11 protein-coding genes and 1 pseudogene are annotated in these 12,378 nt (G+C 69.4%); 8 read left to right on the top strand and 4 right to left on the bottom strand.

All coding sequences use genetic code 11. The features are described from left to right. The 3 genes from GEV07_28870 to GEV07_28860 all read left to right on the top strand — a co-directional run. The coding region (locus GEV07_28870; GenBank protein MQA06551.1) for an IS982 family transposase at positions 1-119 on the top strand (119 nt) is incomplete at its 5' end. Positions 120-140: 21 nt separating this feature from the next. Beyond that, positions 141-1,136 carry a LacI family DNA-binding transcriptional regulator gene (locus GEV07_28865; GenBank protein MQA06550.1) on the top strand — a complete coding sequence of 332 codons (996 nt, stop codon included), beginning with the start codon at positions 141-143 and terminating at the stop codon, positions 1,134-1,136. Then, a complete protein-coding gene (locus GEV07_28860) occupies positions 1,123-1,674 on the top strand; it encodes a G/U mismatch-specific DNA glycosylase (GenBank protein MQA06549.1) in 552 nt (183 codons plus the stop codon). Before GEV07_28865 ends, GEV07_28860 begins: the two co-directional genes overlap by 14 nt. Here the strand turns inward: GEV07_28860 and GEV07_28855 are convergent. The 3 genes from GEV07_28855 to GEV07_28845 are packed head-to-tail and all read right to left on the bottom strand — an operon-like array spanning position 1,662 to position 5,875. Beyond that, entirely contained in the window at positions 1,662-3,476 is a 1,815-nt protein-coding gene (locus GEV07_28855; GenBank protein ID MQA06548.1) for a hypothetical protein, read from the bottom strand. The genes GEV07_28860 and GEV07_28855 overlap by 13 nt on opposite strands. 60 nt (positions 3,477-3,536) lie before the next feature. After that, positions 3,537-4,427 carry an alpha/beta fold hydrolase gene (locus tag GEV07_28850; GenBank protein MQA06547.1) on the bottom strand — a complete coding sequence of 297 codons (891 nt, stop codon included), beginning with the start codon at positions 4,425-4,427 and terminating at the stop codon, positions 3,537-3,539. Next, on the bottom strand, positions 4,424-5,875 hold the full coding sequence (locus GEV07_28845; protein ID MQA06546.1) for a sulfatase-like hydrolase/transferase: 1,452 nt from the start codon (positions 5,873-5,875) through the stop codon (positions 4,424-4,426). The genes GEV07_28850 and GEV07_28845 overlap by 4 nt, the downstream gene beginning before the upstream one ends. On the opposite strand from GEV07_28845, the gene GEV07_28840 reads away from it, so the two are divergent. From GEV07_28840 to GEV07_28820, 5 genes and pseudogenes are all read left to right on the top strand, one after another. Next, complete coding sequence (locus GEV07_28840) at positions 5,844-7,424, top strand: extracellular solute-binding protein (protein ID MQA06545.1); 1,581 nt, start codon at positions 5,844-5,846, stop codon at positions 7,422-7,424. The two genes, GEV07_28845 and GEV07_28840, sit on opposite strands and share 32 nt — an antisense overlap. Further along, on the top strand, positions 7,369-8,361 hold the full coding sequence (locus tag GEV07_28835; protein MQA06544.1) for an ABC transporter permease subunit: 993 nt from the start codon (positions 7,369-7,371) through the stop codon (positions 8,359-8,361). Before GEV07_28840 ends, GEV07_28835 begins: the two co-directional genes overlap by 56 nt. A 19-nt stretch (positions 8,362-8,380) precedes the next feature. Beyond that, positions 8,381-9,187: an ABC transporter permease subunit gene (locus GEV07_28830; GenBank protein ID MQA06543.1), complete on the top strand. Its 807-nt coding sequence runs from the start codon at positions 8,381-8,383 to the stop codon at positions 9,185-9,187. A gap of 43 nt (positions 9,188-9,230) precedes the next feature. Next, on the top strand, positions 9,231-10,799 hold the full coding sequence (locus GEV07_28825) for a sulfatase-like hydrolase/transferase (GenBank protein ID MQA06542.1): 1,569 nt from the start codon (positions 9,231-9,233) through the stop codon (positions 10,797-10,799). Between the two features lie 70 nt (positions 10,800-10,869). Continuing rightward, positions 10,870-12,203: pseudogene (locus GEV07_28820) on the top strand (glycosyl transferase). 29 nt (positions 12,204-12,232) lie between these two features. Here the strand turns inward: GEV07_28820 and GEV07_28815 are convergent. Further along, on the bottom strand, positions 12,233-12,378 hold a 146-nt coding region (locus GEV07_28815), incomplete at its 5' end, for an IS701 family transposase (protein MQA06541.1).

The raw sequence follows: 12,378 nt of genomic DNA, 5'->3' as shown, positions 1-12,378 counted from the left end.
CACCCACCGGAGTCTTCACCCGCATCGCCCAGCGACTCCTCGCCCTCACCTCCGGCATCTGGACCAACTGGACCACCGGCGTCACCAGCAAACGATCACTAACCGCCTACGACCACTGACCAAGGAATCAACCATCTAGGATGAGGAGCATGCCGAGCAGAGTCACGATCGTTGACCTCGCTCACGACCTGGGGATCTCGAAGACGACGGTCGCCGACGCCCTCGCGGGCTCTGGCCGGGTGGCCGAACAGACCCGCGTACGGGTCCAGGAGGCAGCCCGGGCGCGGGGTTACGTCTCCAACCGGGCCGCGCAGAACCTGCGCCGCCAGTCGACCGGCGCGGTCGGCCTGTACATCCCGCCCGTGGTGCGGGCGGTTTCGTTCTACATGGACTTCGCCCTCGGCGGCGCCGAGCGCGCCGCGGTGGACGGGTTCGACCTCACCCTCTTCGCGCGCAGCGGCAACCACGAGCGGCGCTTCGCCGTCGACGGCGCGGTCGCCGTCGACCCGCTGCCCGGCGACCCGTTCGTCGCCCAGCTGCTCGCCGCACGTATGCCGGTCGTGACGGCGGGGCGCACGACGGACCCCGCGCGCGAGCACGCGGTCATCGAGATCCCGCACCGGGAGATGGCGACGTCACTGTTCGAGCACCTGGCCGGCAACGGTGCCAGGCGGATCGCGTTCATCAGTCCGGACGTCGACTTCCCTTCATCGTGGGCCACCGACCTGGTGCAGGCGTACGAGCAGTGGTGCGCGACCACCGGGCAGCAGCCGGCGCACATCCGCCTCACCGTCTACCCGGACGAGCGGGAGTTCCGCGCGGCCGTGGCGGAGCTGGCCGGGCTGCCAGGGGTGGACGCGCTGGCGATCGCCTCGGAAGGGCTGGCTGCCAGGGCCAAGCGGTTCCTCGCCGAGACCGGCGTCACCGTGGGGGCAGGCTTCCAGCTCGCGTCGCTGTCCGGCGACCCGGCGACCGAACAGTCCGACCCCGACATCGCCTGCCTCGACCTGCAACCGCGCACCTTCGGCGAGGAGGCGTTCGGCTTCCTGCTCGACGTCATCGGCGGCGCCGCGGACCAGGACGCGTACCGCAACCACGAGGCCAGGCTGGTCCCTGCGGCGGATGCCGACGAGTAGCCCCGACCTGGCGGCAGCACGGGGTGCGGAGATACCCGACGTGCTGGGCGACCGGCTGGACGTGCTGTTCTGTGGCATCAACCCGAGCCTGTGGTCAGGCGCGACCGGCCACCATTTCGCGCGCCCTGGCAACAGGTTCTGGCCGGCGCTGCACCTGGCCGGTTTCACTCCTCGCCGGCTCGCCCCGGCCGAGCAGGAACTGCTCACGGAGTACCGGCTGGGGCTGACCAACCTCGTGGCGCGGGCGACCGCGCGCGCCGACGAGCTGAGCGCGGACGAACTCCGCGCCGGCGCCGACGTACTGGCGGCCAAGGTACGGACCCGGACGGTGCGTTGGCTCGCGGTCGTCGGCGTCACCGCGTACCGGGCGGCGTTCGGGGACAAGAAGGCCGGCATGGGCGAGCAGCCGCAAACACTCGGCGACACGGGCATCTGGGTGTTGCCGAACCCGAGCGGCCTGAACGCCCACTACGACCTGGCCGGGCTGGCGGCGGCGTTCGCCGAGCTCCGTGACCGCGTGCAGCGTCAGGACGGTTGACCGGGGCAGCGGGCGATGACGATCGGTTCCTCGACCAGCCGCGGCGTGGGAACGCTCGCCGGCTCCGGGCGCACACCGCCGTCCGGCAGGTCGGCCAGCTTCCAGTCGTGGCAGGTGCGGTCGACGAGCACCGGGTAGAGGGTGAGGTCGCCGTTCGCCGCGATGTGCATGCGGACGAAGCCCTTGGCCTCCTCGTCCGCCTGGCCGGCGGTCTGCCACTCGACCACCCGGCCGGACCGCGCGGTGAGCACGTACAGTGCGAACGCCTCGCTCGCGAGCACCGCACCCGCGGCCGCGGTGCCGGCGACGCAGGTCGCGAGCACCAGCCAGTCCGGCCAGCTGGCCGGCCACGGCACCAGCACGACGACGGTCAACAACAGCAGCGCCACCGCCGCCTGGAGTAGCACCGCGACGACGGCCGTCGACGGTGTGGCCCAGCTACGCCGCCGGATCAGGAGGAACACCCACGGCGCCATCGCGGCGATCGCGACGGCCACCAGCGCCTCGATGTCGAACTGCAGGACGGCACCCACGCTCGCCTGTCGCACCGCCGCCGCCGGTGGCCGTCCCTGGGTGAGCCCGAAGACGAACGTCGTGAGCAGGTACAGCACGACCTGCAGGCCGGCCGCGAGCGGACCGAACCCCGGGTTGCGCCTCGGCAGCCAGTACCTCGACCAGGGCAGCGCGAGCCGCCACACCGTGCGGCGCGATGTCTTCGGGTCCGGGCAGCTGACCGGCCCGCGGTCGAACACGACAGGCGGTACGTCGCTCTTGTGCGCCCGCGCGCTCGGCGGCGGCAGCTCGAGCTGCTCGGGCACGGCGTGCGTCGCGGTGAGGTACGCACCGCCGAGGCCGCAGGTCACCAGCTGCCGCCGGCTCGACTCCGGCGCTTCGGCAGGGAGCCGTTCGGCGAACCGCACGTAGTGGTGGCTGTCACCGCTGATCCACAACCGGATCGACGCGCCGGTCTCCTCGCGTTCGCTCGTGCTGGGGACGGTCCTGGTGCGGATGAAGTGCCGGTCGAACCAGTGCAGCGAGTTGAACGCGTCGATGTCGTCGACGGCCGTGTCCACCCACGTCGGCGTCGCGGAGCACACGATCACCCCGTCGCCCGGCTGCAGCTTCCGGGTCACGTGCTCCTCGAAGTACGCCAGCTGCGGGCCGTCGATGTACGTACCCAGCTGGGTGTCGATCCCCAGCAGCCACCAGCGTCCGGGTAACTGCACGGCGAAGTAGCTGCGGGTCTGCTCGGTCCGCCAACCGCCGATCCGCCGCTGCTGGCCGAACACGCGCAGGAACGTCGTCAGCCCGTCGTACCAGTCATGGTTACCCGGCAGGGCGACGAGCAACGGCTCGTCGTCGGCCTGCGGGAGGGCGCAGCGGTACGGCCCGCGCATGCGGTCTTCGTACGCGCGCGCGGACGGCGTCGGGTACACCTCGTCGCCACCGAGCACGAGCATCGAACCGCGCGGCAGCTGGTAGCTCTCGTCCGCCGACCTGACGTCGAGCTTGTCCCGGCCGAGCAGCCAGGCAACCGTGTACGCGGTGTCGAAGCCATCCCCGATGTCGGCGACGTAGTCGAACCATGCCTCGGCCGCGTTGCTCTCGTCGAGCGGCAGCCGCAGCAACTCACCGTCCAGGCTCGCCTGCACCTCGCGCCGGTCGTCGAAGTCGGCGAGAACCGTGGACAACCCCACCTTGACGCCCGTACGCACGAGCTGCGTGGGCGACAGCCAGCGCACCGAGTCCGCCGGCACGAAACCCAGCGCGTCGCGGTGCGCCCGCAGTTCCTCGACGTCCACTGCCGCTCCTCCCGTACGCCTGCCCCGGCGATCGTAGAGGTCCGCGCGGAGGTGGCCAAGTCATCGGTGGGCGGCGAAGAACTCCCGCAGCGCGTCCGTCGTCTGCTCGGGCGATTCCTCAGGCAGGTAGTGGTCGCAGGGCAATGGCGAACCCCGCAGGTCGGATGCGTACGCACGCCACACGTCGAGGACGTCGTAGCTGCGCCCCACGAAGCCGTGCCCGCCCCACAGCGCGAGCACCGGGCAGGTCACGAGTCGGCCGGCGTCGGCATCGGCGTCGTCGTGCCTGAGGTCGATGCTGGCCGCCGCACGGTAGTCCTCGCAGGACGCATGGATCGCCGCGGGATCGGAGAAACAGCGGATGTACTCGTCCATGGCCGCCGGGTCGAACGGCGTGCCGCCGTGGTGGCGTGCGGACATCCGCGCCCGGATCCAGAACTCCGGGTCGTTGCCGATCAGCCGCTCGGGTATCCCGTTGCCTGCGGTCAGGAAGAACCAGTGGTAGTACCCGGCGCCGAACGCCGCGTCCGCATGCTGGAACGCGTACCTCGTCGGCACGATGTCGAGCACCGCGAGCGCGGCCACGGCGGCCGGCGCGTCCAGCGCCACCCGGTGACCGACGCGGCCACCGCGGTCGTGTCCGGCAACCGCGAACCGCTCGAACCCCAGCGCCCGCATCAGCGCCAGCTGGTCGGCGGCCATCGACCGCTTCGAGTACGGCGCATGGTCGTCCGCAGACGCCGGCTTGTCGCTGTCGCCGTAACCACGCAAGTCCGCGAGCACGACGGTGAAGTCCGCGGCCAGCTGCGGCGCGACGTGGTGCCAGATCAGGTGCGTCTGCGGATACCCGTGCAACAACAACACCGGCGGCCCGGAACCGCCGACCGCGCAGCTGATCCGCACCCCGCCCACATCGACCCGCTGGTACGTGAAGGGCAACGGCACGGTCATGGCTGGCTCCCTGCAGGCTGCACACGGCGTTCTTCGTCGCCCTGATGGTACGTCGAGCCGGCGCCGGCGCCGACGGGCTGCAGCTGGCCGCGACCGGAGACCGGCCGGTCGAACGCGTCGAGCCGCGGGTCGACGCGGGTGGCGAACCAGTCGTGCAGGATGCCGTCGAGCTCGTCCACGCGCCGCCGGTAGCTGGCGTCGTCGACCAGGTTGGCGCGCTCGTCCGGGTCGTCGCGCAGGTCGTACAGCTCGTCGGGCGCGGCACCGTGCCGCACGACGTACTTCCACTCCTGCGTACGTACGGCGCGTACCCCGCCGTACTCGTGGCAGACCACCACCGCCTCGCGGGCGTCCCCCGCGTCACCGGTCAGCTCGGCCGCCATGCTCACCCCCGCCGCGAGCGGGTCGTCAGGCACCGGTACGCCGGCGAGCTGCAGCAGGGTGGGGTGCAGGTCGCACTGGCTGGCGAGCGCGCCCGAGACCGCGCCGGCTCCGACCCGGCCCGGCTGGCTGACGATCGTGGGCACCCGGATCGAGTTCTCCCACATGTTCAGCGGCCAGGTGCCGTTGCCCTTACCCCAGATGCCGCGGTGCCCGCAGCTGTAGCCGTTGTCCGAGGTGAACACGACGACCGTGGAAGCACGCAGCTCCTCCTCCACGAGGTGCTCCACGATGCGCCCGATGCCCTCGTCCATGGCGGTGATGGACGCGAAGTAGCCCTGCAGGCTGGGACGCGGGTCGCGCATCGCATCGGAGACCGGGCCAGGCTCCCAGCTGAACCACGGGTGCGGCGACTCCTGCGGGCACGACCTGAAGTCGCAGTCGGCGTACAGGTCCAGGTACTCCGCCGGGTGCTGGTCCACCCACGGGCTGTGCGGTGCGGTGTAGTTCACCGTCAGGTAGAACGGCTCGTCGCCTTCGCAGCCGCGGAGGAAGGCGAGCGCCTCCTCGGTGATGGCATGGGTGAGGTACCGCGGCTCGGCCTGCCTGCTGCCGGCACGCCAGATCGGCGCACCGAAGTAGGGCCCGTCGCCGGTCCGGTGCGCGTACCAGAAGTCGAAACCGGGGGCGGGCTCCCTGCCGGTGCCCAGGTGCCACTTCCCCGCGTACCCGCACCGCCACCCCGCGGCCGCGAGCACCTCGGGTGTCGTGGTCAGGCCCTCCAGGTACGCCACGTCACGGTCGGTCACTATGCCGTACACCTCGCCGCGGATCCAGTCGTGTACCCCGGTCGCCGACGGCATCCGCCCGGTGAGCAGCGACGCACGTGCGGGCGAGCACACCGGCGAGGCGCAGAAGAACCGGTCGAACCTGGTGCCGTCCGCGGCGAGCCGGTCCAGCTGCGGGGTCAGCAGCTCGTCGGTGCCCGCGCAGCCGAGCGCCCACGGCCCCTGGTCGTCGCTGACGACGACCACGATGTTCGGACGCTGCGGGTCGTTGCTCGCCATGCGCACCACTTCCCGTTCGCACTGTCCGTCGAAAATACTAGTGTCCTTATGTCTTGACAAACTTCTGCCGGCTGACCATCGTCGGTACACACGCCCGCTCCACGGCCGCACCCGAACACCAGCCGGTCCGATCGACGCGGAGCCGGGCTCGGTCCAAGGGAGGATCTCGAGCACAATGACCGATGCAAGCGCTTTCCGACGGGAGTTCGACCGGCGCCGGTTCTTGCGGGGGGCTCTGGGCGCCGGCATCTCCATCCCAGCACTCGCGGCCTTCACCTCGTGTTCCGACAAGGGCGGCGCCCTCGGTGGCGGCGGTGGCGGCGGCGAGGTCACCGAGCTGGTCGTTCCGATCAACAGCTCACCCTGGCTCGAGGCCTACAAGACGGTCGCCGCCGCGTACGAGCAGGAGAGCGGCGTGAAGATCGTGCTCCGCGAGTTCCCGTACGACGGGCTGCGGACGGCGATGGTGAACGCGATCCGCGGTGGTAACCAGAGCTTCGACATCTTCCATCTGGACGAACCGTGGACCGGCGAGTTCTACGCGAACGAGTGGTCCGTACCGTTCACCGACGTCGACCCGAAGTTCTCGCTCGACCCACAGGTCGTCGACTTCGACGGCCTGCCGTACTGGAACGCGAAGACGCAGACGGGCAGCGACGACGGCAAGGTCATGGGCCTACCGGTCCAGGGCAACGTCGCACTGCTCATGTACCGCGAGGACCTCTACAAGGAGCTGAACCTGAGCGTGCCGAAGACGTTCGACGACGCACTGGCGAACGGTCGCAAGGCGCAGCAGGCGAAGAAGGTGAAGTTCGGCTACGTCGCCCGCGGCGAGGCGACCCAGGGCGGCCAGTCGATCACATACGACTTCATGCCGCTGCTCTACGGCTTCGGCGGCGACTGGTTCGACGAGAAGTGGCGACCGACCATCAACAGTCCCGAGGCGGTTCGCGCCATGGAGACCTACAAGCAGTTGCTCGCGCTCGGTCCGGCAGAGCCCAACACCGTTGGGCAGGCCGACGTCATCGCCGCGATGCAGGCCGGGCAGGCCCTCCAGGTGCAGACCGTCGCGGCGGCGGCGCACGAGATGAACGACCCGGACAAGTCGAACGTCGCGGGCAAGGTCGGCTTCGCGCCCATCCCCGCCGGCACCGGCGACACCCCGTCGCCGGCGAGCGGGGTCTGGTCGCTGACCATCCCGAAAGGCAACTCGAAGGCGCGACAGAAGGCCGCCCTGGACTACATCAACTGGATCCTCGAGAAGCAGACCCAGCTGGAGTTCACCAAGGCAGGCGGCATCCCGACCAGGGACGACACCTTCGAGGCGGGCGGCCTGCCCGAGGAGGCGACGGCATACCTGAAAACCGTGGCCACCTCGCTGCCCAACGTCAAGCGCGCGCTGCGCTACACGTTCACCGCGAAGATGGTGGCAGCGACCGAGCCCGCGCTCAGCTCGATGGCGGCGGGGAAGACACCGGTCAAGAAGGGACTCGATGAGCTCGCTTCGAAGCTCGCCAGCATCGCCGACGACGCGGGCTATGGCGGCTGACGCGACACCGAGCCGGCGAGCGCGCAGACGTGCAGCACGGCCAGGGGGCGACCCGACGCTGTTCCGGGTCGTCTCCATCCTGCCGTTCGTCGGCTTCCTGCTGACCTTCGCGATCTACCCGCTGGTCCAGCTCGTCCGTACGGCGCTGTCGGACGTGGCACTCGTCGACGGGCTGTTCAGCTACTCGTTCGACGGCCTGGCCAACTTCGCGGCGCTCGGCGGTGACGGCAGGGCGCACTACTCGTTCCTGATCACCGCGGCGTTCATCGCGGTGACCGTGCCGGTGACGCTGGTCCTCGGCGCTGCCCTCGCGATCCTCGTCGACCGGTCGGTCGTGTTCGCCCGGGTGGCACACAACATCCTGCTCTGGCCGGCGGTGATCACACCGGTCGTGGTGAGCGTCATCTGGTTCCTGATCCTGAGCCCGAACGTCGGTGTGCTCAACAAGGTGCTCGGTTCACTGCAGTTGCCGACCCAGGGCTGGCTGGCACACTCGCTCGGTGCCATCGGTTCGATCATGCTCGTCGACATCTGGCACTGGACGCCGTTGGTGTTCCTGTTGCTCTACAGCGCACTGAAGGGCATCGACGGCGAGCTGCTCGAAGCTGCGCGGGTCGACGGCGCAAGCGAGTGGCAGGTCTACACCCGGGTGGTGCTGCCGTTGCTCCGGCCGGCCATCCTCGCCGCCGCCCTGATCCGGTTGACCATGGGCGCGAAGGCGTTCGACGAGATGTACCTGCTCACCAAGGGCGGCCCGGACGGCGCCACCACGTTGGTGAGCCTCTACATCAGGGAGGTCTTCTTCGACCACCTGGAGCTCGGCTACGGTGCCGCGCTCTCCGTGGTCGTCATCCTCGCCGTGGGCGTAGCGCTCGGTCTGGCGCTGCTTGGCAGGAAGCTGGGGAAGCTCGCGACGGGAGGGGTCAGCAATGCGTAACAAGCAAGGCCGTGGTGGCCTGCTCACCGAGGTGTTTCTCGGCATCGCGATCCTCGCCATCGTCCTGCCGGTCGCCTGGATGCTGGTGCTCGCCGTACAACCGGCGAAGAACATCGTCAGCGGCGACTGGCAGTTCGGCTTCTCACTGAGCAACCTCCAGTCGCTGTTCGCCTTCGGCCAGCCGTTCGCCACGCAGTACGTGAACAGCATCATCATCGTGGCAGGCACGGTCGTCCTGTGCCTGCTGGTCGGCACGCTTGCCGGGTACAGCCTGGCCAGCCTGGGCTGGTCGCCGAAGATGACCGCCGCCCTGCTCGCGGTCGCGGCGATCATCCCCGTCGTACCGCCGATGGCCATGGTGCCTGGCCTTTACTCCACCTTGCAGAACCTCGGCCTGCTCGGCAGCATCCCCGGGCTGATCATGCTGAACACCGTGTTCAACCTGCCGTTCACGGTCGTCCTCATGAAGGTCTACTTCGGTTCTGTGCCCGTGGAGCTGCGCGAGGCTGCGTTGATCGACGGCGCGTCCGAGCTGCTGACCTTCCGCAAGGTGATGCTCCCCGTGGTGGCGCCTGGCGCGGCCGCCGCAGCCATCTACACGGCGATCATGACGTGGAACGAGTTCCTGTTCGGCCTGACCATGACGTCCGGCGGCACCACGTCGCCGATCACCGTGGGCATCGCGGCGCTGGTCCAGCCGTACGAGGCGAAGTGGGGTGAGATGGCAGCGGCCGGCAGTATCACCGCCATCCCCATCATCCTGCTGGCCATCATCGCGAGGCGGCGCATCGTGACCGGCATGACGCGCGGAGCAGTGAAGGGCTGATGTCGTGAGTCGACCGAACGTCGTAGTGATCCTCGCCGACGACATGGGGTTCTCTGACCTCGGTTGCTACGGCGGGGAGGTCGACACGCCCGCGGTGGACCAACTGGCCGAGCGGGGCGTGCGGTTCGCCAACTTCTACGCCACCCCGCGGTGCAGCCCGTCGCGCGCCTCTCTGCTCACCGGCCTGCACCCGCACCAGACCGGCATCGGCGTCCTCACCAACGACGACCGGCCGCGCGGCTATCCGGGCAACCTGAACAGGAACTGCGTCACACTCGCAGAAGTGTTGCGGGAGGCCGGCTACGCGACCGCGCTGTGCGGCAAGTGGCACCTGAGCTCGGACATGTGGAACGCCAACGACGCGTGGCCCACCAGGCGCGGGTTCGACCACTACTTCGGCACGCTCACCGGGTGCGGCAGCTTCTTCTGGCCGGGCACGCTGACCCGCGGCGAGCAGAGCGCGGAGCACGAGCCGTTGGGCAGGGAGTTCTACTACACCGACGCGATCAGCGACGAGGCCCAGCGCTTCGTACAGCGTCACGTGCACGACGCCCCGGAACAGCCGTTCTTCCTCTACCTCGCTTACACCGCGCCGCACTGGCCGTTGCACGCGCTCGAGGAGGACATCGACAAGTACGAGGGCACGTTCGACGCCGGCTGGGACGAGCTGCGGGAACGTCGCCTCGAACGCCTCGTGCAGCTCGGCCTGCTCCCGCCGGACACCCAGCTCAGCGACCGCGACCCGAGTCGGCCGGCCTGGGCGGACGAGCCCGACAAGGAGTGGCAGCTCGCCCGGATGCGCGCCTACGCCGCACAGATCGACCGGATGGACCAGGGCATCGCGCGCCTGCTCGCCACGCTCGACGAGACCGGCGTGCGCGACGACACCATCGTCGTGTTCCTCTCCGACAACGGGGCGTCCGACGAGGACCTGCCGAAGGTCGAGCTCGAACGGTTCCGCAAGCGGCACGACATCCTGCGCGTCACGACGAGGGACGGCAAGCCGGTGCACATCGGCAACACCGTCCATGTGACGCCGGGAGCGGAGGACACGTACGCGAGCTACGGACGCGCGTGGGCGAACCTCTCCACCACCCCGTTCCGCTACTACAAGCGGTGGGTGCACGAAGGCGGCATCGCCACCCCCATGGTGGTGTCGTGGCCGGCGGGCGGACTGGCGGAAGGCGACGTCGTGCGTGCCCCGTTCCAGCTGACCGACGTGCTGCCCACGATCATCGACGCGACCGGAGCCGAGTACCCCGACTCGTACGCCGGCCACACCATTCCCCCGGCAGAAGGCAGGTCGATGCTGCCGGCGCTCACGGGCGCCGACCAGGAGGCGGTGCCGCTGTTCTGGGAGCACACCGGCAACGTCGCCGTAAGGCGCGGCAGGTGGAAGCTCGTCCGTGAGTACGGCGACCCGTGGGAGCTGTACGACCTGGAGACCGACCGCACCGAGCTGGTCGACCTGGCCCCGGAACACCCGGAGATCGTGCAGGAGCTCGCCACCGCACACGAGAAGTGGGCCGACCGGGTCGGCGTCATCCCGTGGGAGGAGACGCTGGCCATCTACCAGGCGCGCGGCGAGGGCGACATGGAGGCAGCCGGCTGAACGTCTCTTCAAAATTCTTCCGGTAGCTGGCAGGCTGACGGCCACCTGGAAGACCCGAGGAGGCGCACCGATGCCGACCCGACCGCTCACCGTTCTGTTCCTGCCCGAGTCGGCGTACGGCCCGACGAACCAGTGCATCGGTCTCGGTGACCTGCTCGTCGAACGCGGCCACCGGGTGGTGTTCGCGAGTGAGTCGTCGTGGAAGGGCAAGCTGGAGCCGTACGGCTTCGAGGAGGCACTGGTCGATCTCGCGGAACCCGACCCTGCCGCCGCAGACGCGGACCCGGACAAGTTCTGGGCCGACTACATCGAGGAGACCGCACCGGAGTTCCGCAAGCCCACGATCGAGCAGCTCGACTCGTTCGTCCGCCCCACGCACCAGGCGCTCATCGACGGCGCGATGTACGCGGAGCAGCAGCTGCGCGACATCCTCGCGCGGGTGCGCCCGGACATCGTGGTGGAGGACAACGTCGTCTGCTTCCCTGCGCTCCGCACGTAGGTGCACCGTTCGTCCGCATAGTGAGCTGCAACCCGCTGGAGATGCGCGGCTCGGCGGTTCCGCCGACCTTCTCCGGGCTGCCGGCCGCCGACGACGGCCAGTGGCAACCGTTCCGCGCCGAGTTCGAGCGCAAGCTCCGCCCGCTGTGGACGACCTTCAACGAGTGGGTCGTCGCCCAGGGCGCGGAACCGTTGCCCGACCTGGAGTTCATGCACAGCTCCAACGCGGCGAACATCTACGTCTTCCCCGAAGAAGCCGACTACGTCGACGCCCGTCCGCTCGACCCGACGTGGCACCGCATCGACTCCAGCGTGCGCCGCACGGAGGACACGTACCAACTGCCCCCCGACTTCGTCGACCGACCGGCTGGCACTGCGCTCGTCTACCTCTCCCTCGGTTCGCTCGGCGGTGCCGACATCGACCTGATGCGCCGCCTCGTCGACGTGCTCGGCGACACGCGGCACAAGTTCGTCGTCAGCAAGGGCCCGCAGGCGGACCGGCTGGAGCTGGCGCCCAACATGGTCGGCGAACAGGCGCTGCCGCAGACCACGGTGATCCCGCAAGTCGACCTGGTCGTGACGCACGGCGGCAACAACACCACGACCGAGTGCCTGCATTTCGGCAAGCCGATGGTGTTGCTGCCGCTGTTCTGGGACCAGTACGACAACGCGCAGCGGATGGCCGAGCTCGGCTACGGCGTACGGCTGTCGACGTACGGTTTCGAGGCCGCCGAGCTGACCGCCGCCATCGACTCGCTGTACGCCGACGACGACCTGCTGCGCCGGATGACGGCGCTCGGCGAACGGATCCGGGCTCGTGACGGACTGCGTCGGGGTGCCGACCTGATCGAGCAGGTCGCGACGGTCGGGTTCGGACACGTGTCGCAGGATCAAATGCACGAGTAGGCGCCGGATCTCGGGTAGCGTGTAGTTGATCATGTCTTGGTCGCTGGTTCCGGTTCCCCTTTTGCGGCAAGGGTTTTCGTGCCGGCTAGCCAGGCGAGGGCGAGCATCGACAAGGTGATGTGGGCGTGCCAGGCTCGCCAGGTCCGCACCTGGTAGTGGTCGAGCCCGGCATCGT

Source organism: Streptosporangiales bacterium (assembly GCA_009379825.1).
Lineage (GTDB): Bacteria > Actinomycetota > Actinomycetes > Streptosporangiales > WHST01 > WHST01.
Note: the sequence above shows the minus strand (reverse complement) of the source record. Positions and strands in the feature narration are given on the sequence as shown.